The sequence below is a fragment of the Actinomadura flavalba DSM 45200 genome (assembly GCF_000374305.1).
In the GTDB taxonomy this organism is placed as follows: domain Bacteria; phylum Actinomycetota; class Actinomycetes; order Streptosporangiales; family Streptosporangiaceae; genus Spirillospora; species Spirillospora flavalba.
Map to the genome: position 1 here is coordinate 1149825 of NZ_KB894093.1, position 25034 is coordinate 1174858.

General features: G+C 72.4%; 21 protein-coding genes. 4 read left to right on the top strand and 17 right to left on the bottom strand.

Features of this window, described 5'->3' with window-relative positions; translation table 11 throughout:
• Window positions 1-133 precede the first annotated feature (133 nt).
• A complete protein-coding gene (locus C229_RS0105175; RefSeq protein ID WP_018654016.1) occupies window positions 134-1324 on the top strand; it encodes a lipid-transfer protein in 1191 nt (396 codons plus the stop codon).
• A 60-nt stretch (window positions 1325-1384) separates the two neighbouring features.
• Here the strand turns inward: C229_RS0105175 and C229_RS0105180 are convergent, their stop codons facing one another.
• A complete protein-coding gene (locus C229_RS0105180; RefSeq protein WP_018654017.1) occupies window positions 1385-2014 on the bottom strand; it encodes a TetR/AcrR family transcriptional regulator in 630 nt (209 codons plus the stop codon).
• 148 nt (window positions 2015-2162) lie between these two features.
• Here C229_RS0105180 and C229_RS0105185 point away from each other — a divergent pair, with 148 nt between their 5' ends.
• Complete coding sequence (locus C229_RS0105185) at window positions 2163-2717, top strand: YceI family protein (protein ID WP_018654018.1); 555 nt, start codon at window positions 2163-2165, stop codon at window positions 2715-2717.
• Between the two features lie 55 nt (window positions 2718-2772).
• Here C229_RS0105185 and C229_RS0105190 read toward each other — a convergent pair whose 3' ends face one another.
• Complete coding sequence (locus C229_RS0105190) at window positions 2773-4260, bottom strand: glutamate-cysteine ligase family protein (RefSeq protein WP_018654019.1); 1488 nt, start codon at window positions 4258-4260, stop codon at window positions 2773-2775.
• 175 nt (window positions 4261-4435) lie between these two features.
• Here C229_RS0105190 and C229_RS0105195 point away from each other — a divergent pair, with 175 nt between their 5' ends.
• Both C229_RS0105195 and C229_RS0105200 read left to right on the top strand, forming a co-directional pair.
• Window positions 4436-5782 (top strand): sensor histidine kinase, encoded by a 1347-nt coding sequence (locus C229_RS0105195; protein ID WP_018654020.1) that lies wholly within the window; start codon window positions 4436-4438, stop codon window positions 5780-5782.
• A 65-nt stretch (window positions 5783-5847) separates the two neighbouring features.
• The gene (locus C229_RS0105200; protein WP_018654021.1) at window positions 5848-6303 is read left to right on the top strand and encodes an SRPBCC family protein; all 456 of its coding nucleotides are present in this window, start codon (window positions 5848-5850) and stop codon (window positions 6301-6303) included.
• A gap of 9 nt (window positions 6304-6312) precedes the next feature.
• On the opposite strand, the gene C229_RS0105205 is transcribed toward C229_RS0105200, so the two are convergent.
• The 15 genes from C229_RS0105205 to C229_RS0105275 form a co-directional block, all read right to left on the bottom strand.
• Window positions 6313-6513 (bottom strand): DUF4287 domain-containing protein, encoded by a 201-nt coding sequence (locus C229_RS0105205; RefSeq protein WP_018654022.1) that lies wholly within the window; start codon window positions 6511-6513, stop codon window positions 6313-6315.
• A 22-nt stretch (window positions 6514-6535) separates the two neighbouring features.
• Entirely contained in the window at window positions 6536-7072 is a 537-nt protein-coding gene (locus C229_RS0105210; protein ID WP_018654023.1) for an NUDIX domain-containing protein, read from the bottom strand.
• 15 nt (window positions 7073-7087) lie between these two features.
• The gene (locus tag C229_RS0105215) at window positions 7088-8356 is read right to left on the bottom strand and encodes a PucR family transcriptional regulator (RefSeq protein ID WP_033423925.1); all 1269 of its coding nucleotides are present in this window, start codon (window positions 8354-8356) and stop codon (window positions 7088-7090) included.
• 182 nt (window positions 8357-8538) lie between these two features.
• Window positions 8539-8940: a nuclear transport factor 2 family protein gene (locus tag C229_RS0105220; protein ID WP_018654025.1), complete on the bottom strand. Its 402-nt coding sequence runs from the start codon at window positions 8938-8940 to the stop codon at window positions 8539-8541.
• Window positions 8941-9015: 75 nt separating this feature from the next.
• A complete protein-coding gene (locus tag C229_RS0105225) occupies window positions 9016-9633 on the bottom strand; it encodes a DAK2 domain-containing protein (RefSeq protein WP_018654026.1) in 618 nt (205 codons plus the stop codon).
• On the bottom strand, window positions 9630-10637 hold the full coding sequence (locus C229_RS0105230; protein ID WP_026313458.1) for a dihydroxyacetone kinase subunit DhaK: 1008 nt from the start codon (window positions 10635-10637) through the stop codon (window positions 9630-9632). The genes C229_RS0105225 and C229_RS0105230 overlap by 4 nt, the downstream gene beginning before the upstream one ends.
• Before the next feature lie 109 nt (window positions 10638-10746).
• Window positions 10747-12978 (bottom strand): catalase/peroxidase HPI, encoded by a 2232-nt coding sequence (gene katG / locus C229_RS0105235; protein ID WP_018654028.1) that lies wholly within the window; start codon window positions 12976-12978, stop codon window positions 10747-10749.
• 25 nt (window positions 12979-13003) lie between these two features.
• Complete coding sequence (locus C229_RS0105240; protein ID WP_026313459.1) at window positions 13004-13453, bottom strand: Fur family transcriptional regulator; 450 nt, start codon at window positions 13451-13453, stop codon at window positions 13004-13006.
• Between the two features lie 147 nt (window positions 13454-13600).
• Window positions 13601-14479, bottom strand: coding sequence for a methyltransferase domain-containing protein (locus C229_RS0105245; RefSeq protein ID WP_018654030.1), 879 nt, complete (start codon window positions 14477-14479; stop codon window positions 13601-13603).
• Window positions 14480-14644: 165 nt separating this feature from the next.
• Window positions 14645-15493, bottom strand: coding sequence for a helix-turn-helix domain-containing protein (locus C229_RS0105250; RefSeq protein WP_018654031.1), 849 nt, complete (start codon window positions 15491-15493; stop codon window positions 14645-14647).
• Window positions 15472-15990, bottom strand: coding sequence for a DUF6879 family protein (locus C229_RS0105255; protein WP_018654032.1), 519 nt, complete (start codon window positions 15988-15990; stop codon window positions 15472-15474). The genes C229_RS0105250 and C229_RS0105255 overlap by 22 nt, the downstream gene beginning before the upstream one ends.
• Entirely contained in the window at window positions 15987-16217 is a 231-nt protein-coding gene (locus tag C229_RS0105260; protein WP_018654033.1) for a hypothetical protein, read from the bottom strand. The genes C229_RS0105255 and C229_RS0105260 overlap by 4 nt, the downstream gene beginning before the upstream one ends.
• A gap of 84 nt (window positions 16218-16301) precedes the next feature.
• The gene (locus C229_RS0105265; RefSeq protein WP_155884604.1) at window positions 16302-16970 is read right to left on the bottom strand and encodes a hypothetical protein; all 669 of its coding nucleotides are present in this window, start codon (window positions 16968-16970) and stop codon (window positions 16302-16304) included.
• Between the two features lie 88 nt (window positions 16971-17058).
• Complete coding sequence (gene ccrA / locus C229_RS0105270) at window positions 17059-18384, bottom strand: crotonyl-CoA carboxylase/reductase (RefSeq protein ID WP_018654035.1); 1326 nt, start codon at window positions 18382-18384, stop codon at window positions 17059-17061.
• A 42-nt stretch (window positions 18385-18426) separates the two neighbouring features.
• Window positions 18427-25023, bottom strand: coding sequence for a type I polyketide synthase (locus tag C229_RS0105275; RefSeq protein ID WP_018654036.1), 6597 nt, complete (start codon window positions 25021-25023; stop codon window positions 18427-18429).
• Window positions 25024-25034: the final 11 nt, after the last annotated feature.

Here is a 25034-nt window from a genome sequence, read left to right on the forward strand (position 1 = left end):
CATGCGTGACTGTTTCTCCAACCAGCCGGACCGGGGAGCCCGCCCGGCGGCCGCGCGAGGCAGAAACATACAATCTTGACTGTTTCTTAGAGAGGGCCTAGCGTCGCGGGCACACCGAGGGGAAGGCGCGCAGATGAGCAACCGGACGTTCGTCGTCGGGGTCGGCATGACCAAGTTCGAGAAGCCCGGCAGCCGCGAGTGGGACTACCCCGACATGGCCCGCGAGTCCGGGACCAAGGCCCTCCAGGACGCCGGGGTCGGCTACGACGCGATCCAGCAGGCGTACGTCGGATACGTCTACGGGGAGTCCACGTCGGGGCAGCGGGCCGTCTACGAGCTGGGCATCACCGGCATCCCGGTCGTGAACGTCAACAACAACTGCTCCACCGGCTCGACCGCGCTGTTCCTCGCGCGGCAGGCGGTGCGGTCCGGGGCCGTGGACTGCGCGCTGGCGCTCGGCTTCGAGAAGATGCAGAAGGGGTCGCTCGGCACCACCTTCGAGGACCGCGAGCAGCCGATGCTCAACCACGTCAAGGAGCTGTTCCCGCTCTACGAGTGGACGGGCGAGCCGCTCGCGCCGTACATGTTCGGCGCGGCGGGACGCGAGCACATGGCGAAGTACGGCACGACGCCCGAACAGTTCGCCAAGATCGGCTGGAAGAACCACAAGCACTCGGTGAACAACCCGTACGCCCAGTTCCAGGACGAGTACTCCCTGGAGGACATCCTCGCCGCCCGCACGGTGTACGACCCGCTGACCAAGCTCCAGTGCTCCCCCACGTCCGACGGGTCGGGCGCGGCCGTCATCGCCAGTGAGCGGTTCGTCGACGAGCACAACCTGTGGGACCGCGCCGTGGAGATCGCCGGGCAGTCGATGGTCACCGACACCCGCGCCACCTTCGAGGACAAGAGCGCCATCACGGTCGTCGGCGCGAAGATGAGCGCGCTCGCCGCCCGCGGCGCCTACGACGAGGCCGGGATGGGCGCCGACGACGTCCAGGTGGTCGAGCTGCACGACTGCTTCTCCACCAACGAACTCCTCACCTACGAGGCGCTGGGCCTGGCCGCCGAGGGCGAGGGCGGCAAGCTGGTCGACGGCGGCGACAACACCTACGGCGGACGCTGGGTCGTGAACCCGTCCGGCGGCCTCATCTCCAAGGGGCACCCCCTCGGCGCGACGGGCCTCGCCCAGTGCGCCGAGCTGACCTGGCAGATCCGCGGCACCGCCGACGCCCGCCAGGCCGGCACCGTCACCGGCGCCCTCCAGCACAACATCGGCCTGGGCGGCGCCGCCGTCGTCACCCTCTACAAGCCCGCCCGCTGACCCGCTTCCACCCCACCCACGGCGTCCCGCCGGGCCCTTCCGGGCTCGGCGGGACGCCGTTCAGGTGTCGGTGGACCAGTGTTGGGTTATTTGGAGGAGGCGTTGTTTGCTGCGGGTCCAGCGTTCGGTGAGGTGGGCCTCGGGGGCCGGGTGGACGAACTGGAGCATGCGCAGGCCGCGGACGGTCTCCAGGACGAGGTAGAGGTCGCCGCGGACGGCGGGGTCGTCCACGCGGTCGCCGACGAGGTGGCGGCCGATCTCCAGGATGCCGGCGGTGACCTCGCGTTCGAGGCGGGCGACGTGCTCGCGCAGGTCGGGGTCGGTGCGGGAGGCGACCCACAGCTCCATCGACGCCTCGAAGAGGGGGCCCTGGTAGACCTCCCAGACGAGGTCGAGGGCGTCACCGAGGCGGTCGTCGGAGTCGCGCAGCCGGTCCAGGTCGTGGTCGCGGAAGCGGGCGGCGCGCTTGCGGGCCAGGTGTTCGACGGCGGCCAGCACGAGGGCCTGCTTCGTCGGGAAGTGGTGCACCTGCGCGCCGCGTGACACCCCGGCGCGCTCGACGACGCGCGTCGTGGTGGTGCCGTGGTAGCCGTGCTCGACGAGGCACGCGATGGTGGCGTCGAGCAGCGCCGCGCGGGTCGCGGCGGTGCGTTCGCCCTGCGTGCGCCGGGAACGGGTCGGTGTCGCCATGCCGCCAGCCTAGCGACGAACAAACAGTACGCGCTGTATGTGAGAGCCCGCGCGAGCCCTCGGAACAATCTCCGGGATTGACGAGTTGTTGAAGCATCAACTACTCTCGCAGGAGTCGTTGAAGGTTAAAACAGATGAGGAGCGCACCATGAGCACCGCCACCGCCACCGTCGCCCCCGGCCTGACCGCCGGTACCTGGACGATCGACCCGAACCACTCCGAGGTCACCTTCACGATCCGCCACCTGATGACCAAGGTGCGCGGCGTGTTCACCGACTTCTCCGGTGCCGTCGAGGTCGCCGAGGACCTGGAGAAGTCCACCGCGCACGCGCAGATCCAGGTCGCCTCGATCGACACCCGCAACAAGGACCGCGACGGCCACATCCGCACCGCCGAGATCCTCGACGTCGAGAACCACCCGGCGTTCACGTTCGCCACGACGGGCGTCCGCAGCGAGCACGGCGCGCACTACGTGGACGGCGAGCTGACGGTCCGCGGTGTGACCCGCCCGGTCGCGCTGGAGGTCGAGTTCAACGGCATCGGGGACGACCCGTGGGGCGGCGTCCGCGCCGGCTTCTCCGCGACGACCGAGATCAGCCGCAAGGACTTCGGCGTCGAGTTCAACATTCCGCTCCAGGGCGACCGCGCCCTGCTGAGCGACAAGGTCACGATCAACCTGGAGATCCAGGCCGTCCGCGCCTGACGTCCCGGCCGAAGGCGGCGCCCCCGCGATCGCGCGGGGGCGCCGCCTTCGCGCGTCAGTCCAGCGCGCCCACGGGCCAGGTGTGGACCGGGTCGTTGCGCTGCATGTGGGCGACGTACGCGCGCGTCATCGCCCGCAGCGCCTCGTGCCGGTCCGCGCCGGTCTCGTCCTGGATCTTCCGCACGGTGGCGATCTGCCAGGCGGCGCCGGTCTGGCCGGTGCGGGCGCGGTCCTCGATGATGCCGAGCAGGCGTTCGCGGCGCGCGGCGTCCACGCCCCACAGCTCCAGTCCCTCGTGGGCGAGCGGCAGCAGGGTGTCCAGGACGAGCCGTCCCGCCGGGACCTCGCCGTGGCCGGGCCAGGTGAGCTGCGCGTCCAGGCCGTCGCGGGCGGCGCGGTGCAGGTTGTCCTCGGCCGTCGCGAACGACATCCGCGACCAGACGGGACGTTCCTCCTCCGCGAGCATCCGCACCAGGCCGTAGTAGAAGGCGCCGTTGGCGATGACGTCGGCGGCCGTCGGCCCCGCCGGGAGCACGCGGTTCTCCACGCGCAGGTGCGGACGGCCCTTCACGACCGCGTAGATCGGCCGATTCCACCGGTAGATCGTGCCGTTGTGCAGCGAGAGTTCCCCGAGTTCGGGAATGCCGCCGGTGTCCAGGACGGCGAGCGGGTCCTCCTCGTCGCAGAGCGGCAGCAGCGCCGGGAAGTACCGGGTGTTCTCCTCGAACAGGTCGAACACCGACGTGATCCACCGTTCGCCGAACCACACGCGCGGGCGCACGCCCTGGGCCTTCAGCTCCTCGGGCCGGGTGTCGGTCGACTGCTGGAACAGCGCGATGCGCGTCTCCTGGTGCAGCAGGTGGCCGAACAGGTACGGCGAGTTCGCCGCCAGCGCCACCTGCGGCCCGGCCAGCGCCTGCGCGGCGTTCCAGTACGCGCCGAACTCGTCCGGGCTGACCTGGAGGTGGAACTGGACGCTCGTGCACGCGGCCTCGGGCGTGATCGTGTCGGTGTGCATGCGCAGCGGCTCGGGGCCGTCGATGGCGATGTGCATCTCCTCGCCGCGCGCGGCGAAGATCTGGTCGTTGAGCATCTTGTACCGGCCGCTGGTGGAGATGGCCTCCTCACCGATGTCCGACCGGCGCAGCGTGGGCAGGATGCCGATCATGACGAGGTGGCCGCCGACCTCCTGCGCGCGCTCCTCGGCGTGGTCGAGGTGCTCGGTCACCTCGGACTCCAGCTCGCCGGTGCCCTGGCCGCCCAGCTCGCGGGGCGGGATGTTGATCTCCAGGTTGAACTGGCCCAGCTCGGTGTCCCAGGCGGGGTCTGCGATGGCCTTCAGGACGTCGGCGTTCCGCATCAGGGGGTCGCCGGCGGAGTCGATCAGGTTCAGCTCGATCTCCAGGCCGATGTGCGGGCGCTCGAACTCGAACTGCGACTCACCGAGCATGCGTGCGAGGACGTCCAGGCACTGCCGGACCTTCTCCCGGTAGTTGCGCCGGTCTTCTCCGCTGATGGTGACCGCCGTGACGTCCCTGCCCATGTGACCGTCCCTGCGTCCGGATGAAGTGTCACGTGCGGGATGTCCCCCGTGTACGGGCGTGAAACCCATGGGGGCATTTCGGGTGCCCGTTTTGTTACCCATGGGTACCTTGGGAAGGCCCACCCGGCATGGTCACGCTGGTGAGACCCCGCGACGACCGATCAGGAGGAGGCTGATGCGCGTACGACCCCGGTCGATCCGGACGCGGGACACCGTCATCTCCGCCGTTCTCGCTGCGCTCGTTTTCGGCTGCCTCGCGGTGGCCGTGGACGTCGCCGTGCGCACCGGCGTGCGGGCGTCCGTGCTCGCCGAGACGCAGCACCAGGCGCGCAAGGCGAGCGGCGCGGCCCGCGACGGCAGCCTGGCGTTCCCGCTGTGGGACGACACCGGCGGGCGGACGCTCGTCCAGGTGGTCGCGCCGGACGGGCGGGTGCTCGGCGGAACGCCGTCCGCGCAGCGCGAGGCGCGGCTGAGCCACCGGTGGCCGCCGCCCGACCACCGCGTCCAGGACTACACCGAGTGCCGCGACACCCCCGGCCCCGGCGACCGCTGCCGGGTGATCGAGGCGATCCGCGTGTCGACCGACGAGGCGTCCCCCGTCGTCTACGCGGCGCGCGCGATGCCCGCCTACCTGTCCAACGGGACGCTGGAGGCCGCGCTGGCGGCGCTGGTGCTGCTGCTGTCGGCGGTCGCGGCGTGGGTGACGTGGCGGGTCGTCGGGCACACGCTGCGTCCCGTCGCGCTGATCCGCTCGCAGCTCGCCGAGATCAGCGGCAGCGACCTGTCCGGACGGGTGGTGCAGCCGCCCGGCGAGGACGAGATCGCCCAGCTCGCCCGCACCGCCAACCAGACGCTCGACCGGCTGGAACGCGCGGTGGCGCGGCAGCGGCAGTTCTCCTCCGACGCCTCGCACGAGCTGCGGACGCCGATCGCGGGGCTGCGCGCCAACCTGGAGGACGCGGCGATGCATCCCGACGACACCGATCTCGGGGAGGTCGTCCGGTCGGCGCTGCGCGACACCGACCGCGTCGAGTCGATCATCACGGACCTGCTGCTGCTCGCCCGGATCGGGACGGGCGGCAGCGCCGCGCACGAGACCGTCGACCTCGGCGCGCTGACGTGCGCGGAGATCACCCGGCGGGCCGTCCCGCCGACCGCGGTGCTGGCGGAGAACGTGCGGGTGCGCGGGGTGCGGATGCAGCTCGCCCGGCTGCTGACGAACCTGCTGGACAACGCCGAGCGCTACGCGGGCGGCGGCGTGGAGGTGCAGGTGCGGCGGACGGGCCCGGACGCGCTGCTGACCGTCACCGACGACGGCCCCGGCATCCCGCCCGCCGACCGCGAGCGCGTCTTCGAGCGCTTCACCCGCCTGGACTCCGCCCGCAGCCGGGGCGCCGGCGGCACCGGCCTCGGCCTGGCCATCGCCCGCGAGATCGCCCGCGCCCACGACGGCGACCTCACCATCGAGACCGCCCCCCGCCAGGGCGCCCGCCTCGTCCTCCGCCTCCCCCTGGAACGCTGACGCGTGGGTAGGACCGTCACGGGGCCGGATGGGCCGGAGCCCACTGCTGGAGAAGGGGACGAGCGATGACCGACGCCGAAGCGCACGACGTACGGGTCAGCCGGGTGGTTCCGGGGACGCCGGAGGAGGTGTTCGACGCCTACACCGATGCCGGGAAGCAGGAGGTCTGGTACGCGATCCTCGACGAGGAGCCCGGGGTCGTGCGGATCGAGACGGATCTGCGGGTCGGCGGCGTGCAGACGGCCGTGTGGGGGCCGGACGAGGCGTCGCTGTTCCGCGAGGAGCAGACGTTTCAGACGATCGACCGCCCGCACCGGCTCGTCACCGAGTCGACCGGCAGCACGCCGGACGGCATGACGCTCACCACGACCATCGACCTCACGTTCACCGCCGAGGGCGACGGGACGCGGATCGACGTCGTGCAGACGGGGTTCCCCGAGCCGGAGGTCCGCGACTTCTTCGCGAACGAGTCGTGGCCCGGCGCCTTCGACCGCATCGGGGCCTACCTGCGCCGGGCCTGACCGGACGCGTCAGCCCTCGCGCAGCGTGTGGGCGACGAGGGCGTTGGCGTGGCCGTGCCCGAGGCCGTGCTCGGTCTTGAGCCAGGTGACGAGTTCACCGTGCTTGGTGAGCGGGGAGGCGCGGATGAGGTCGATCCACTCCTGGACGGGACGGCCGTACTTCTTCTCGATCGACGGGAAGTAGCTGGCGGGGCCGTTCGCGGTGGTCATGGGGAGTCCTTCCGGGGTGGTTTCAGCCCTCGTGCAGGTTCAGGAGGGTGTAGGCGGCGAGGCTGGAGTCGTCGGTGATCCGGCCGTCGCGGATCATGGCGCGCAGGTCGGCGTGGGAGAACCACGCCTGGCGCATGTCCTGCTCGGACGCCTCGCGGGCCGGGTCGCCGGGGGTGAGGCCGGTGGCGAGGAAGACGTCGTAGCGCTGGCTGGACGTGCCGTGCGCGGCGTCGAGCCGGCCGAGATGCGTGAACGTATCGGCGGTCAGGCCGGTCTCCTCGGCCAGTTCCCGCCGGGCGACGGCCAGCGGATCACCGGCGACCAGGCCCGGCTGCGAGCCCTGCGGGAAGCCCCAGCAGCGGCGGCCGAGCGGGTAGCGGAACTCCTCGACGAGGTGGAAGCCGTCGTTCTCCGCCGGGATGACCAGCACGAAGTCGGGCTTGTCCACCACGCCGTAGATGCCGCGCGAGCCGTCCGGGCGTTCGATCTCGTCCTCGCGGACCGTCATCCACGCGTTGGCGTACACGGTGCGGCCGCTGAGCCTGCGGAACCCGTCCATCACGTCCCCTTCCGGTCAGGAGCGGCGGAACGTGACGACCTCGCCCTGCTCGCCCACGGCCGCCTTCGCCGACGGGATCATGTGCTCGCCGGGACCGTCGGCCAGCAGCGCCCGCGCGCGCAGCACGATCTCCAGGTCGAAGCGCAGGTCGGGGTCCATGAGCTGGTCGCCGAACAGCTCTTCGAGCTGCCGCAGACGGTACCGGACGGTCTGCGGGTGCACGTGCAGGCGCAGCGCGACCTCGTTGGCGTTGCGGCCGGACTGGAGCCAGGCCAGCAGCGTCTCGGCGAGCCGGTCCTGCTGCCCGGCGCGCAGGTGCGCCAGCGGCGCGAGACGCAGCTCGGCCAGGCCGGTGACCAGGTCCTCGTTCTGGAACAGGATCAGCGTGGACAGGTGCTCGACACTGCGGATCACGCCGGAGGCCGGTTCGACGACGCCGCGCTCCACGAGCCCGAGCGTCTTGCGCGCCCACTGGATCGACCGGCCCGCCTCGGCGATCGGCACGGTCGGGCCGACGACGGCGCGGGTGCCGCGCAGCGCGCGGTCGAGCAGCTTGGCGCGGCCGGGCCCGTCGGGGTCGGGGAAGACCAGGCTGGGGGCGCGGCGGCCGAGGTCGGCCAGGATGTCCTGCGGGTAGGCGGGCTGGCGGCCGTCGCCCGCGCCGGGCGGGAGCGCGACGGCGGCGACGGTGCGCGGCACCGGCCAGTGCGCGGCGGCGGCGAGGTCCGCGATGGCCTCGGGGGTGGCGGGCGGGTCGCTGAACAGCAGGTCGAGCAGGCGCTTGCGGCGGCGCTGCATCTCCCCGGCGACGGCGGCCTTGGCCTGCGCGAACCCCTCGGCCGCGGCGGCGGCCAGGTCGTCCTGGAACATCATCAGCGCCTCACCGACGGCGCCGAGCGTGCGCGGCGCGACGCCGAGGTGGTCGGCGCCCTCGGTGATCCGCCGCCAGGCGACCATGCCGCCGACGCGCATGGCGGTCTGCATGGCGTCGAGGCTGCGGCCCTCGCCCGCCTCGCCGCGCCCGATGGCGCGGAAGAAGTCCGACACCGACGCGGGCTCGCCCGCCGGGTCCGCGACGCGGTCGACGAAGTGGTGCAGGACGCGTTCCACGGCGGTGCGCAGCGTGCCCGAGTACGAGCCGTCGCCGGGCCGGTCGTACTCGCGGACGCGGGACTGGATCTCCAGGATCATCGCGTCCGCGACCTCGTCCAGGTGGGGCCGCATGTGCTCGGCCAGGTCCCGGGGCAGGTCCGCCCACGGGCGCTCCACACTTCGGTCCGCCATGCGCCCTCCCACGTCTCGCCCGGGGCCGGTGTGGCACGAGTCAGCACCGGTGTTGCCATCCAGGGGCAAAGTGTAAGCGGCGTCACGACCGGATTGGGGCGAATCGACGTCCGAAACCGGCGGACCTCCCGTTTCCCGGTCCAGATGGCGCCGGATTAGGGACGGGCCGGAACACGGGTCCGTCAGGGAGCGAGGGCTTCCGCGGCCTCCCGCTCGATCCGGGCGAACTGGGCGCCCATGGCCTCGGCGAGGGCCTGCGCGGCCGACAGCGGACGCACCATGACCGTGAGCGCGTCGATGCGCCCGTCGGCGTCGACGTGCAGGAAGTCGCAGCCGTGGATCTCCCGGTCGCCCACCCGGGCGCGGAAGACGAGCGCGTGGTCGGCCGCGTCCGGGGCGCCGATCTCCCCGACGTAGCGGAAGTCCTCGAAGACGCGCATGACGCCGCGCAGGATCGCCGCCGTGATCGGCTTCCCGGCGTAGGGCCGGTGGGCGACGGGACTGGTGAACACGACGTCGTCCGCGAGCAGGGCTTCGATCGCGGCGGCGTCGCGGGCCTCCACGGCGGCACGGAAGGGATGCATGACGGCTCCTCCTGGTGCGTCAGGGTCCAGCGTGCACCCGGACGGGTGCACGCTGGACATTCTGGACGCCCGCGCTCACTTCACCGAGTCCAGGGGCGGTTCGGCGTCCTCGTCCGCCGCCCTGGCCAGCGACCAGAACAGCAGCGCCACCCCCACCGCGCCCGGGTCGGGCTCGCCCTTGACGCGGTCACCGACGTAGCTCGCGCGGCCCATGCGGGCGCGCAGCGCGGCCGTGCCCGCCGCGCCGTCGCGGGCGGCGGCCGCCGCGGCGGCGAACGGCGCGGGGCCGCCCGCGCGCAGCGCCTCGACGGCCGGAGTGAGCGCGTCGATCATGGTCCGGTCACCGATCCGCGCCTCCCCGACGCGCTGGATCGCCGCCAGCCCCGCCTCGGCGCCGGACGCCCAGCCGTCCGGGCCGTCCTCCAGCGCGTGCGCGATCTCGGTGAACAGCAGGCCGAGCAGCGGGCCGCTCGTGCCGCCGACCTCGTCGAGGAACGCCTCGCCGAGCACGGCCACGGGCGCGCCGCCGCGCGCGTCGTAGACGGCCAGCGCCTGGCGGGTGCCGTGCCGGAGATTGTCGCCGTAGTCGCCGTCGCCACTGTGCCGGTCGAGGGCGGTCAGTTCGCCGTACGCGGCCTCGGCGGCGGCGGCGAAGCCGCGCAGCAGGGCCTCCTGGTCCGGGACGGACGTCATCGCGTGGCTCCGTTCGGGTAGGCGGGAGTGACGACCGGCGCGTCCCACCAGGCACGCCAGCCGGGCTCGACGCGGGTCAGGGTGAGCGAGAACCCGGCCATGTCCAGGGCCGGGACGAGCGTGCCCGCCAGCGAACCGACGACGCGCAGCCCGCGCCCGTCCAGCTCCCCGGCGACCCGGTCGTACAGGGCGTACAGCTCCAGCAGGGTCGTCCCGCCCATGCCGTTGACGACGACGAGCACGTCGTCCGGCCCGGCCGGGAGCCCGGCGACGATCTCGTCCAGCATGCGGGTGACGAGGTCCTCGGTGGGCGGGCGCTCGATCGTCGTCGCGGCCCGCTCGCCGTGGATGCCGACGCCGTACTCCAGCTCGCCCCCGGCCAGCGCGAACCCCGGCTCCCCCGACGCCCACGTCGTGTGCGCGCGGGACGCGACGGCCAGGCTCCGCGACGCGGCGGCGAACCGCGCGCCCAGCTCGGCCAGCTCGTCGATGCCGCGCCCCTCGTCGGCGGCGGCGCCCAGCAGCTTCTCGACGACGACGGTCGCGCCGGTGCCGCGCCGCCCGGTCGCGGTGTCGTCGGACTCGGTGGCCAGGTCGTCGTCCACCAGGACGCGCCGCACCTCGACGCCGTCGTGCCGCAGCCGCTCGGCGGCGATGCCGAAGTTGATCCGGTCGCCGGTGTAGTTCTTCACGATGTGCACGACGCCCTGCTCCCCGGCGGCCTCCCGGCTCGCTTCGAGGATCTGCCGGTTGTGCGGCGAGGAGAAGATCTTGCCCGGGGCCACGGCGTCGAGCATGCCCCGGCCGAGGAATCCGGCGTGCAGCGGCTCGTGCCCCGATCCGCCGCCGGACACGAGCCCGACGACGCGTCCTTCGGCCCGCTGCCGCGCGACCAGGTAGTCCGGGTCCTCCCGTAGTGCGACGAGATCGCTGTACAACCGCGCGAATCCCCGCAACGCTCCCGGGACCGGATCTCCGCCTTTGGGCTGGAACGGAATGTTCATGGGCAACGACCTCCCGTGATTACGGCAGTTGTACCCATGTTCTCCGCCGACGCATCACAAAGCACGACGTCCCGGGCCGCCGTAGCGGACCGGGACGTCGGTGGGGAAATCAGCCCAGGTCGAACCGGTCGAGGTTCATGACCTTCGTCCAAGCGGAGGCAAAATCCGCCACGAAACGGGCACGGGCGTCGTCACTGGCATAAACCTCCGCGAGGGCGCGCAGCTCGGAATTCGAGCCGAACACCAGGTCGGCGCGGGTCGCCGTCCAGCGGACCTGGCCGGACGCGTCGTCACGGGCCTCGAAGACGGTCTCGTCCGCCGAAGTCGCCTTCCACGTCGTGCCGAGGTCGAGGAGGTTGACGAAGAAGTCGTTCGTCAGCGTCTCCGGGGCGTCGGTCAGGACGCCGAGCGGCGACCGGGCGGAGTTGGCGCCCAGCACGCGCAGGCCGCCGACCAGCACGGTCATCTCCGGCGCGGACAGCGTCAGCAGGTTCGCGCGGTCGATCAGCAGGTACTCGGCGGGGAGCCGGCGACCCTTGCCGACATAGTTCCGGAACCCGTCGGCAGACGGTTCTAGCGCCGCGAACGACTCGACGTCGGTCTCCTCCAGCGAGGCGTCCACCCGGCCCGGCGTGAACGGCACCTCGGCCGGGGTGCCGCCGTCGCGGGCCGCCTTCTCGACGGCCGCGCCGCCCGCCAGCACGATCAGGTCGGCCAGCGAGATCCGCTTGCCGCCGGACTGCGCGCCGTTGAACTCCTGCCGGATCTGCTCCAGGCCACTCAGCACCGCCGCGAGACGGTCCGGGTCGTTGACCTCCCAGCCGCGCTGCGGGTCGAGCCGGACGCGCCCGCCGTTGGCGCCGCCGCGCTTGTCGCCGCCCCGGAACGTCGACGCCGACGCCCACGCGGTGAACACCAGGTCCGCGACCGGCAGGCCGGACGCGAGCACCTTGTCCTTCAGCGCCGCGACGTCCGCCTCGTCCACCAGGTCGTGCGTCGCCTCGGGCAGCGGGTCCTGCCAGAGCAGCGTCTCCGCCGGCACCTCCGGGCCGAGATAGCGCACGACCGGGCCCATGTCGCGGTGCGTCAGCTTGAACCAGGCGCGCGCGAACGCGTCGGCGAACTCGGCCGGGTTCTCCAGGAAGCGGCGCGAGATCGGCTCGTAGACCGGGTCGAAGCGCAGCGACAGGTCGGTCGTGAGCATCGTCGGGGCGTGCGACCGGGCCGCGTCGTGCGCGTCGGGGACGGTGCCCGCTCCCGCGCCGTCCTTGGGCCGCCACTGGTGCGCGCCCGCCGGGCTCTTGAACAGCTCCCACTCGTACCCGAACAGCGTCTCGAAGAAGCTGTTGTCCCAGGTGACCGGGGTCGGCGTCCAGATGCCCTCAAGACCGCTGGTGATCGTGTCGTTGCCCTTGCCGGTGCCGAACGTGTTGTTCCAGCCCAGGCCCTGCTCCTCGATCGACGCGGCCTCCGGGTCGGCGCCGACGGACTCCGACGGGCCCGCGCCGTGCGTCTTGCCGAACGTGTGGCCGCCCGCGATCAGCGCGACGGTCTCCTCGTCGTTCATCGCCATCCGGCGGAACGTCTCGCGGATGTCACGGGCCGCCGCGATCGGGTCCGGGTTGCCGTTCGGGCCCTCGGGGTTCACGTAGATGAGGCCCATCTGGACGGCGGCGAGCGGGGTCTCCAGCTCGCGGTCGCCGGTGTAGCGCTGGTCGTCCAGCCAGGTCTGCTCGGGGCCCCAGTAGACGTCCTCGTCCGGCTCCCACACGTCCTCGCGTCCGCCGGCGAAGCCGAACGTCGCGAAGCCCATCGACTCCAGCGCGACGTTGCCGGACAGGATCAGCAGGTCGGCCCAGGACAGGCTCTGCCCGTACTTCTTCTTGACCGGCCACAGCAGGCGGCGGGCCTTGTCCAGGTTGGCGTTGTCGGGCCAGCTATTGAGCGGTGCGAACCGCTGCTGGCCCGCGCCCGCGCCGCCGCGTCCGTCGCTGATCCGGTAGGTGCCGGCGCTGTGCCACGCCATCCGGATGATGAACGGGCCGTAGTGGCCGAAATCGGCGGGCCACCAGGGCTGCGACGTCGTCAGCACCTCGGCGATGTCGCGCTTCACCGCCGCCAGGTCGAGGCCCTGGAACGCCGCCGCGTAGTCGAAGTCCGCGCCGAGCGGGTTCGCGACCGCCGGGTTCTTGGCGAGGATCTTCAGGTTGAGGCGCGTGGGCCACCACTCGCGGTTGCCGCCGCCCTGGGTGGGGTGCGGGGCGCGGTCGTGGGCGACGGGGCAGCCGCCCGCGTCCTGGTCCTTGGCGTCGGTGACGATGGCGTCGTGGTTCTCGGTCAAGGGGATTCCTCCCGGGCCAGGGGGTTCAACGGTTCGTCGTCGAATCGTCGGTGGCGGTGCAGGCGGGGCACAGGCCCCAGTAGGTGACCTCGGCCTCGTCGATCGCGAAGCCGTGGTCGGTGGACGCGGTCAGGCAGGGCGTATGGCCGACGGCGCAGTCGACGTCGGCGACGGCGCCGCACGACCGGCACACGACGTGGTGATGGTTGTCCCCGACGCGTCCCTCGAACCGGGCGGGGCTCCCGGCCGGTTCGATGCGGCGCACGAGCCCGGCGGCGGTCAGCGCGTGCAGTCCCTCGTAGACGGCCTGCACGGACACGTGACCGACGCGTTCCCGCACGCCCGACGCGATCGACTCCACGTCGAGGTGATCACCCACCCGGACGGTCTCCAGCAGCGCGACCCGCGCCGCCGTGACCCGCAACCCGACCGCACGCAACTCAGCGGCAACGCCAGGAGTCCGGGATGTCGTCATAACGAGCAACCTACCACCCTTAACCTGAACGATTCAAGACAACGAATGAATCCCGTTCACGCGTCGGTCCTGCTCACTGGCGCCGTCGGCGGGGAATCGGGGGTCCGCCGGCGTATCGGAAAGCGGCCACCCAGCGTTCGGTCCGGCTCAGGGGGCGACCGGGTGTTCGGGTGCGTCGAGCCAGATCGCCTGGCCCTCCGGCGTGACCGTGATCCCGTAGCGGTCCGGATCAGGACGTCCCGCCCTTTCCCATCGTTCCTCGGCCTTGTCCACGCACAAGGACGGGCCAGATGCGGTGTCGAGCGGCATGAAAGGCGCCGTCCCGACACAGCGGCCGGACGCCGTACCGTCCGGGTGGACGGTGAGGACGGCCAGCGGCCACTCCGGATGGATCGTGGGGGCGAGCGGGATGACGAGCAGGCCGCCCGGACGTGTCTGCTCGATCCAGGCGTAAGGGATGTCGTGCACCGACGCGGTGGCGATCACCCGCTCGTACGGCGAGCCGGGCGCGTACCCGCCCGCGCCGTCCCCGATCACCACGCGCACATCAGACCCCGACGCCTCAAGGGCCGTCCGCGCCCACCCGGCGGCCACCGCGTCCCGCTCGACGCTGACGACGCGCCCGGCCCCGGCGATCCGCGCCAGCACGGCGGCGTTGAACCCGGTTCCGGTACCGATCTCCAGCACCCGCATCCCCGCCCGCAACTCCAGCGCGTCGATCATCCGCGCCATGACGAAGGGAGCGCTACTGGAACTCGTCGACTCGATCCCCCTACCCGTCGCGGGATCGGCCACCCCTTCCGGAAGCGCTGGATCGGGCGCCACCCGCGTCACGATCGGCGCGTCCGCCGCCACCCGTTCCCGCCAACCCGCCGGATCGTCCACCCGCCGCAACGGCTCCAGCCATCCGGCCGCATTCCGCACGAAAATCTCGTCCGGAATGAATATCTCCCTCGCAACAGTGTCGATCACGCGCCGCGCGCTCACTGCTTCCCCGTCCCGTTGCACAGCGCGCACCGCCTCCACACGCGGTTTCCGTCGTCGGATTTCCAAGCACCGCCCTTACCGCTGCAAGAACCGCACTCCACTTCTTTCTTGTGCTTACCCACAACACCCCCCGCGTCGATGAGCCGTCCACGCACGAGACAGCACCGCCATCGGCACGAGAGTATGGGGAGATCGGATTGGCGGCTACGAAGTTTCCCGTTCCCTCAACGTTTCGTCGCGAATATCCTGGACCAGGTTCCGCATCGCCTCACCGGTGACGGCGATCTGCTCAAATCCGGCGAACTTCTGAAGATACAACTGTATGTCCTGGGGATCGCGTGTCGTGATCTCGGCATGGGGTATCTCGATGGTCACCAACCGCCGATCGAAGATCACGAACGCCGACGTGGGAGCGTCCGGTTTCGGCCCGCCCATAGGGAGCACGGAGAGCGAAACATTCGACAGGCGCGAGACCGAGATCAGGCGATCCAGCTGTTCGGCCATCATGACGGGAGGCAGCATCTCCCATCGAAGTACCGACTCGGTGATCAGAAAGCGAAACTCCCTGTCCTGGGCGCAGAGGGTGGCCTGGCGTTCGAGGCGCGCGGCGATGGAACCGGCTAGCACGTCCGGCGAGAGAGCGAAACGCTCCAGCATCCTGCGGATGTAGGCGCGCGTCTGGAGGAGGCCCGGTACGACGGATGGCTGAAAGAGGCGCAGCAGTCGTGTCCCTGCTTCGACGGCTCGGATTTCCTGCTGGTGCTTGTGGAATCCCAGCCGGCGGTACAACCGCCAGGCCGTCGCCTCGGTGACCGCAGCGCGGGCGGCGTTCAGGAACTCCATTCGGATCTCGTCCGGGACGTCGAGTACCTTGAGGATGAGGTCGACGTCTACGACGCTCGGCTGGACGCGGCCGTTCTCAATCTTGCTGAGTTTACTTTTGGACATGGAGGCGCCGCGGGCGACCGAGTTGGCCTGCCTGGCAGACGCCAACCTCAGCTCCCGAAGCGCCGGACCCAAGTCTAGCGAGTTCAGCCGTATCGCTCCCACCATGCGTCGAAGGGCTCGGCTTCGGCGACCGCGCGGTCTCGGTGGGTGCGATAGAGGCCGACGTTCTCCGCGATCTCGGCGCCTAGAAATTCGCCTGCCTCTGTGTACTCCATGACGATGGCCGTCTCGTCGTCGAAGAGCCAGAAGTCACTTACGCCCGCGAGAGGATTCGGGCGGTTGGTGACATCGAGGATGAAGAACTCCTCGCCCGCCTGCTGGTTGCGGCGATAACCCCAGGACAGCTCGTAGCGCAGGTAGTCCGAAAGCGGCCGCTGCACGATGTGAACCCGGAACATGCGCTTTCCCGCTCGGGTGATCTCGCGAACGGATGCCGCCCACGGTGCGTTGCGATGCGATTCCGGTTGTGGTTCACCGGCCAGGAACGCCTGGAGTGTCGCCTGCTCCCCGGGGATCGAGTACGCGTCGAGCGTCTCCAGGCGGAAGGCCGAACGTTGGAAACTGGAGAACAGCTCTTCGAACTTTTCCGTTGACACGTTCACCGTGCGAACGCCTCCAGGAGCGCCGGTGGAACGATGACGACGCTTTCACCTGCGGGCAGATCAAGCTGCGCCAGAAGCTCCGGGTCCGTCGCGGCGAAGCCCTGCACGGCCACGCGCCCGTCCTCCAGACGCCACAGGGTGGGGCATGTGCCGCCTTCGCACGTGCCGCCGATCTTGACAGCTCGCAATTTCCGCTCCCTCGCAAGCGTCGGGCTGACGAGCACCATGCTTGGGGAGAGGCTGGGAGAGCGTCAAGCGGGTGCGGTTTCGGGAACGAGAAACGGACCGGGTCGTCCGTTTCTTGGCTCTGTTCAGGTTCTGTGCCAGAAGTGCCAGGTTTCGTCGGGCGGGATTTCCCAGGACGGGTCGGGGGTCCAGTCGGGTTGCGGGGTCCAGCCGGGCTGGGGGTCGGGCCAGGTCGGTGGGGGGTTGAAGCGCCAGGTGGCGGCGGAGCCGGGGGCGATCTCGTCCAGGCGTTCCACCGCGAGGCGTTGCGTCTCGATGGCGCCGCGCCAGGCGTCGCGGCGGCGCTGGTCGGCGTCGGGGACGTGCCGGTGGAGGAACTCGGTGATCTCGGCGTCGATGGCCTGGAACTCCTGGAGCATGTCCGGGTGCCTGCGGACGAGCTGACGGTGCAGCTCCGGCAGCAGGGCGCGGTGCAGGCCCGCGAGGTGCTGAAGGCCGGTGATCTTGCGGACGAGGTGCGTCGTCGTGACGATCCGGCGTTCGTAGACGGCGCGCACCCGCAGCGTCACCACGGCGGCGCCGGTCCGCGCCTGCCGCCGGTCGCCCTCGGTCCCGGCCCCGGCGGCGGCGATGGCCGCCTGGACGTCCTCGATCGCCGCCAGCTCGCCGTGCAGGTGCTCGCACCACTGCGTGAGGCGGGTGTCGTCCCGGAGCGTGCCGAGGTAGTCCTCCTCGGCCTCGTCCCACGCCGCGTTGAGGCGTTCCCGCTCGTCGAGCACCTGGTCCACTGACATGACGTTCACCTGCCGGGCTCCCCTTTCCGGGTCAAATGCCGACGTCCCGGCGCGCGCTCGGCGGGCCGGGACGTTCGGTGCGGATCTCTCAGCGGCGGAAGAGGTTCAGCTTCTCTTCGCCGATCTTGGCGCGGAGCTCGGGGTTGTCGACGCCCTCGCCCTCCTTCGGCGTGCCGCACAGGACGGCGACCTTGCCGATGTGCTGGTTCGTCTGGACGGCGCGGGTCGCCTCGCCCGCCTGCTCCAGCGGGAACACCTTCGACAGCGTCGGGTGGATCATGCCGAGGGAGATCAGCCGGTTGAGCTGGACGGCCTCGTGGTAGTTGAAGCCGTGCGAACCGATGATCGACTTGAGGCGCATCCAGAGGAACCGGTTGTCGTACTGGTGCTTGTACCCGGTCGAGGACCCGCAGGTGACGATCTTGCCGCCGCGCTTGGCGACGTACACCGAGGCGCCGAACGTCTCCTGGCCCAGGTACTCGAACACGATGCCGGGGTCCTCGCCGGTCAGGCGGCGGATCGCCTCGCCCAGCATCCGGCCCGCCTTCGGGTGCCGCAGCCCCTGCTCGCCGAGGTCCAGTTCGGAGCGGTTGATGACGTGGTCGCAGCCCTGCGCGCGGACCAGCTCGGCCTTCTCCTCCGACGACACCACCGCGACCGGGATGCCGCCGCCGTTCTTCACGAGCTGCGTCGCGTACGACCCCAGACCGCCCGTCGCGCCCCAGATCAGGACGATGTCGCCCTGCTTCATCCGCGCCCCGTGCTGCCCGACGAGCATCCGGTACGCGGTCGCCGCGCACAGCGTGTTCGCCCCGGCCTCCTCCCACGTCAGGTGGGCGGGCTTGCGGATGAGCTGGTTCGCCTTGACGATGCAGTACTCGCCGAGCGACCCGAAGTTCGTCTCGAAGCCCCAGGCGAGCTGCGTCTCGCTCATCATGCCGTCGTCGTAGGAGCCGTGGTCCTCCTCGTCCACGTACGACGGGGAGATGACGACGCGGTCACCGACCTTCCACGACTTCACGCCCGCGCCGGTGCGCACGACGACGCCCGAGCCGTCCGAGCCGAGGATGTGGTACGGCAGGTCGTGCCGGGCGCCGTACCAGCCCTGGCGGCCGAACTTCTCCAGGAACGCGAACGTCGGCACCGGCTCGAAGATCGCCGACCAGACCGTGTTGAAGTTGATCGCCGCGGACATGACGGCGACGACGCACTCGTCCGGCGCCAGCTCCGGCATGTCGACCTCGCCGACGTGCAGGGAGCGGCGCACGTCCTTGTCGGTCTGCCCCTCGAAGATGCCGACCTCGTCCTTGCGCGTGAACGCGGCGCGGAACCGGCTGGGCAGGTCGATGTCCAGCAGTTCCTGCTCGCTCGCACCGGCCCGCGCGGCGTCGAGCAGGTCGTGGGACTGGGCCATTGGGTCTCCTCCGTGGAGAGCGGGTTGGGTGGGAAGGCCCGTTCAGCGGGCCGAGGTGACCGCGGGACGTCCGCCGGCCTCGTGCGCTGCCCCGGCTTCGAGCCGCCGCCGCAGGTCCGTGGCGAGCACGTCCACGCCGGGCGGGTCGAGCAGGTTCAGGTGGTGCACCCCGGGGATCGTGACGATCTCCAGGTCGGAACAGATCTCGCCGAAGCCGTTGGTGCCGTCGAGCACGTAGCGGGCGTCCTTGACCGACCACGGTGTCTCTTCGGGCGCGTAGTAGAGGATCACCCGGCCGTCGTAGCCGCCCGGCTCGTACGCCTCCAGGGACCGGGTGTCCTGGTGGGACGTGAGCTGGTGGGTCAGAGCCGCCGGGGGGATGTGGTCGACGAGCGGCGCGGCGCGTTCCATGACGATCGCGAACTGCGCCTCCTCGTCCAGACCGGACAGTTCGGCGGCGTCCAGGTCGACGGACAGGCCGTACGTCTCGTTGATGTAGTCGGCGAACGCGGCGAACCGGACGGCGAGCGTGGCGGACTCGTCGTCGACGGCGAGCGGCAGGCCCGCGTCGAACAGCGCGACGAACTCGACCTCGCGTCCGGCGGCGGTGAGCTGCCGGGCCGTCTCGTAGGCCAGCACGCCGCCGAACGACCAGCCGCCGAGCCGGAACGCGCCGTGCGGCTGCGCGTCGAGCAGCGCCGCGACGTACCGGGCGGCGCGTTCCTCGACGGACGGGGCGTCCTCGAACCGCTCCAGCCCGTACACCGGCTGGTCGGGGCCGAGCAGGTCGACGAGCTGCCGGTAGCAGGCCGTGGTGCCGCCCGCCGGGTGCGCGATGAAGATCGGGCGGGCCGAGCCGTGCGGGTGCAGCGGCCGGACGGTCTGCCGCGCGGCTTCCTCGTCGGCGGCGCGGATCGTCTCGGCGACGCCCTCGGCGGTCGGGACCGCGAACAGCTCCTCGGCGGTCGCGGCGGTGCCCATCTCGGCGTTGACGAGGGCGACGACGCGGGCGGCCTGGTGCTCCTGCCCGCCGAGGTCACCGAAGAAGTCGGCGGTGACGCTGACGCGGTCGAGCCCGAGGACGTCCTCGAAGAACCGGGCGGCGAGGCGTTCGGCGTCGTCGCGCGGCATGACGTATCCGGCCTCGGCGTTGGACGCGGCGCTCGGCGCGGGGGCCGCGCCGAAGCCGAGTTCGCCCGACGCCCACTCCTCGAACACGTTGACCGACGCGCCCTGGAGCAAGACGGCGGGCGGCACGGTGAGCCCGAGGTCGTGTTCGACGCCCGACTTGATGCGGACGGCGACGAGGGAGTCGAGCCCGAGGTCGGTGAGCGGGATCGCCGGGTCGAGCCGTTCGGGCTCGAAGCCCAGCACGGACGCGATCCGGTACCGGATCTGCGCGGCGACGGCGGCGCGGGCGGTGGCCGGGTCGAGGGCGCGCAGGGCGTCCACGCCGGGCCAGTCGGGGGCGGCGCCGTCCGGTCCGGCGGCGTCGGCGGCCGCGGTGAGCGCCGCGAAGTACGGCATCGCGCGGATCTCGGGGAACAGCGCGACGGCGGCGGCCGGGTCGAACCGCAGCACGCCGGTCTCGGCGCGGCCGGTCGCCAGCAGCGCTTCGAGCGCCTCGACGCCCTCGGCGGGGCTGAGCGGTTCGATGACGGTGACCTTGAGGTCGGCGGCGCCGCCGACCTGCGACCAGGTGCCCCAGTTGATCGTGGTGCCGGGGCGGCCGTGCGCGCGGCGGTCGGCCATGAGGGCGTCGAGCGCGGCGTTGGCGGCGGCGTAGGCGGCCTGGCCGGGCGAGCCGAGCAGCGCGGCGGCCGACGACTGGGTGACGAACCAGTCGAGGTCGGCGTCCCGGGTCGCCTCCGACAGCGCGCGCCCGCCGTGGACCTTGGCGGCCCAGACGCGGGTCACGTCGGCGGCGCCGAGTTCGGCGACGAGCCGGTCGTCGATGGCGCCCGCGCCGTGCAGGACGCCGCGCAGCACGGCGCCGTCGGCGTTCGCGGCGGCGACGAGCCGTTCGGCGGTGCCGGGCTCGGCGAGGTCTCCGAGGACGACGGCGACGTCCACGCCGTCCTCGCGCAGCCGGGTCAGGATCTTCTCGGCCTGTTGGCTCGGCCCGGACCGGCCGGACAGCACGATCCGTCCGGCGCCGCGCGCGGCGAGCAGCCGGGCGGTGACGAGGCCGATGCCGCCGTAGCCGCCGGTGACGATGTAGGAAGCGCCGCGTCGCACGAGCTTGCGCGGCTTGCCGTCGCCCAGCGCGGCCTGCGCGAGGCGGGCGACGCGGCGGACGCCGCCGCGCCAGGCGACCTCGCGGGCGTCGTCGCCGGCGCGCAGCTCGGCGGCCAGGTCGGCGGGGCGGTCCACGTCGACCAGGGTGGCGCGCTGGACCGTCCGCTCGAACGACAGGACGCGGGTCAGCGCGCGGACGGACGCCTGCTGGTGCAGGCCCGCCTCGCCCGGCAGGACGGGCAGCGCGGAGCGCGTCGCGACCCACAGGCGCGGGCCGTCCGGCAGCGCCACCGAGACGGTCGCGACGGTGAGCAGCAGTTCCTCGTCGACGAGCGACGCGGGCGGGACGACGAGTACTCCGACGGTCTCGGCGGCTCCGGAGAGCGCTGCCGAGAGGTCGTCAGCGCCCTGCGCGCCGGGGTTGGCGGCGGCCGCGACGGTCGCGGGAGTTATCCACAGGTTCGGATCGGGTTCGCCGGGGGTGGACGGGGCGGGTGAGGCTGTGGTCGTCGGCAGGGAGCGAAGGAGGACGGTATGGCCAGCGGATTCGAGCAGCGCGGCCGTCTCGCGGGCGAGGGCGTCGTCGTCCTCTGCGAGCACGAGCCAGGTGCCCGGCGCGTCGGAGGTGTCGGGGAGGTCGGTCGCGTCCCAGACCAGTTCGACCAGTTTGTCCGTCAGCGGCACCGGGACGTCGGCGCGTTCGACGCGTCGGAGCACGATCCCGGTGGCCTCGGCCAGGGCCTCGCCGTCCGGGCCGTCGATGCGCAGGGCGCCGACGACGTCGCCGTCCTCCCGGGTGACGGCCACGCGGACGTGCCCGCCCCGGTGCGTCGGGCCGAAGGCGCGCAGGCGCCCGATCGTCTCGGCCTGCCAGACCCCGTTCCCCGCGCCGTCCCCCGCGACGGAGGCGGCCTCGCCCGCCAGCACGGCGAGCGCGCGGTCCAGCACCTCGGGGTGCACGCGGTAGTGGCGGCTGCCCCGATCGGCGCCCGCCACCTCGGTGACCGGGCCGGAGACCTGCGCGGGCTCGCCCGCGTCGGGGCCGACGTCCGCGCTGACCAGGCGGCTCCACGTCCCGGCGGGGGTGCGGGTGTGGATCTCGACGCGGTGCTCGGCCTCGTCGAACGTCGTCGTGACGACCGTCGACTCCTCCAGCGCGAGCGGCCGCTCGATCCACAGGCTGTTGACGCGCAGCGCGTCGGTGCCGAGCACCTCGGCCCCGGCGGCCAGCGCCATCTCGGCGAACGCGGCGGCGGGCAGCACCGGCAGGCCGTGCACGGCCGCCCCGGCGGTCCACGGCAGCGCGGCGGTGCCGACGTCGGCGCGCCAGGCGTGCCGGTCCTCGCCGGGCAGCTCGACGTGCGCGCCGAGCAGCGGGTGCTCGTCGCGTCCGCCGCGCCGCGCCCGCGCGGAGTGGTCCACCCAGTGCCGCTCGTGCCGCCACGGCGCGGACGGCACGTCGATCACGGCCCCGCCGGAGGGCCCGGCGGTCACGAGCCCGTGCGCGGCGAGCGCCGCGAGCTGGGCGTGGAAGGTGAGCGCGTCGTCGGTCTCCTGGCCCTTGGGGGCCCGCTTGAGCGTATGGGTGACCAGCGCGCCGGCCCCGTCCAGCGTCTCGCCCACCGCGTGCGCGAGGATCGGGTGCGCGTTGACCTCGACGAACGTGCGGTGGCCGTCCTCGGCGGCGGCGGCGATCGCGTCCGTCAGCCGGACGGGGTTGCGCAGGTTCGCGGCCCAGTAGGCGGCGTTGAGGCGGGCGTCGTCACCGAGCGCGCGCGGGTCGTCCAGCGCGGTCGTGTAGAGGCGGATGCCCTCGGCCAGGGGGGTTCCCGGGTCGGCGCCGATCTCGGCCAGCTCGGCGCGCAGGTCGTCCAGCAGCGGGTCCACCTGCGGCGAGTGCCCGGCGCCCTCGGCCTGCACCCGGCGGGCGAGGCGGCCCTCGGCCTCGGCCCGCTCCAGGATCGTCGCGATCTGGTCGGCGTCGCCGGTGACCACGGTCTGGCGCGGCGAGGAGTGCACGGCCGCGTGCACGTCCGGCAGGTCCGCGGCGAGCCGCGCCACGTCGCGGGCGGACGCGCCGAGCACGGCCATCGCGCCGCCGCCGACCAGCGAGGTCAGCAGTTTCGAGCGGCGGCAGATGATCCGCACGCCGTCACCGAGCGAGATCTTCCCGGCGACGACCGCCGCCGCGACCTCGCCCATCGAGTGCCCCACCACGGCGGCGGGCACCACCCCGTACGTCTGCCACATGCGGGCCAGGCCGATCTGCACGGCGAACAGCACCGGCATGATCTGCGCCGGGCCGCCCTCCAGCTTCTCGCCCGACTCCAGCAGCGACCACAGCTCGGGGCCGCCCTCCTCGGCGAACAGGCCGTCCAGGTCGTCGATCGCCTCGGCGAACGCCGGTTCCTCCTCCAGCAGGGCCTTGGCCATGCCGGGGCGCTGCGAGCCGTAGCCGGAGAACACCCAGACGGGCCGTCCCGGCGCACCGAGCGCGGTGCCGGTGACGACGCCCGGGTGCGGGCGGCCCTCGGCCAGCGCCGTCAGGCCGTCGCGCAGGCCCGCGTGGTCGCGGGCGGCGACGGCGGCGCGGGCCCGGCCGCGTCCGGTGCGGCCGTGCAGCGTGCGGGCCAGGTCGCCCAGGTCCACGTCGTCCGACAGCCACGCGGCGAGCACGCTCGCGTGGTCGCGGACGCGGTCGGCGGCGGTGTCCGAGAGGGCGAACGTCCGCACCTCGGCCGGCTCGCGGGCGACCTCGACGGCCGGGGCCGCCTCCAGCAGCACGTGCGCGTTCGTCCCGCCGAACCCGAACCCGGAGACGCCCGCGCGCGGCGGGTGGTTCCGGTCCGGCCACGGCGTCTCGTCGGCCACGACCGACAGCCGCAGGTCCTCGAACGGGATGTGCGGGTTGGGCTCCTTGTAGTGCACGCTCGGCGGGATCGTCCGGTGGTAGAGCGCCAGCACGGCCTTGATCAGGCCCGCGATGCCCGCCGCCGACTCCATGTGCCCGAGGTTCGACTTGGCCGAGCCGAGCAGCAGGGGCTCGCTCACGGCGCGTCCGGCGCCCAGCACCTCGCCGATCGCCTTGGCCTCGATCGGGTCGCCGAGGAACGTCCCGGTGCCGTGCGCCTCGACGTAGTCGACCTCGCGGGTGTCGATCCCGGCGCCCGCGTAGACGTCGCGCAGCAGCGCCCGCTGCGCGTCGGAGTTCGGGGCGACCAGCCCGTTGGAGCGTCCGTCGGAGTTCACGCCCGAGCCGCGCACCAGCGCCAGCACCCGGTCGCCGTCGCGCACCGCGTCCGACAGCCGCTTCAGGACGACGGCGCCGCAGCCCTCGGCGCGCACCATGCCGTCGGCGGAGGCGTCGAACGCCTTGCAGTGCCCGTCCGGCGAGGTGCCGCCCGCCATGTCGAACGTCATCGTGACCGTGGGCGACAGCAGCAGGTTCACCCCGCCCGCCAGCGCCACGTCCGCCTCGCCGTTGCGCAGCGCCCGCACCGCCAGGTGCGTGCTGACCAGCGACGACGAGCACGCCGTGTCCACGATCATGCTGGGGCCGCGCAGGTCGAGCAGGTACGACAGGCGGTTCGCGATGATGCTCAGCGCCGCGCCCGTCGCCGTGAACGGCTCCAGCCCGGCCAGGTCGCTCGCGGTGAACGCCGCGTACTCCGGCGCCGAGACGCCCACGAACACGCCGGTGCGGCTGCCGCGCAGCGACGCCGGGCCGATCCCGGCGTGCTCGAACGCCTCCCAGGCCACCTCCAGCACCAGCCGCTGCTGCGGGTCCATCACGGCGGCCTCGCGCGGCGTGATGCCGAAGAACTGGGCGTCGAAGCCGGCGATGTCGTCCAGGAAGCCGCCCTTGCGGGTCGTCCGGTCGAGCAGGTCACCGACCTCGGGCGAGCCGTCGTCGAAGGGGTCCCAGCGCCCGTCGGGCACCTCGCGGATCGCGTCGCCGCGCCCGGTCAGGAACCGCCAGTACTCCTCCGGGCCGGACAGGTCGCGGTCCCCGCCGGGGAAGCGGCAGCCGACGCCGACGACGGCGATCGGCTCGTCGTCCACCGGGCGGACGGGGGACGTCACCGTCTCGGCGTTGGCCGGGGCGGCGGTGCGCAGGTCGGCGCCGGTGGCCAGCGCGACCGACAGCCGGTTGATCGTGGGGTGCTCCCAGACGAGCGTCGCGGGCAGCGAGCGGCCGAGCATCTGCTCCAGGTCGCCGGCGATGGCCACGGCGTCACGGGACGCCAGGCCGAACTCCTCAAGGGGACGGTCGGGATCGACGTCCGTGGCGTTGATCCGGGAGCGACGCGCGATCTGTTCGACCAGATACCGACGTATCGAATCCTCGCTGATCCGCGTCTCGTCCTGCGCGGCTCCGGAACGATCAGTGCTGCTCTGCATGCGCGGGGGTC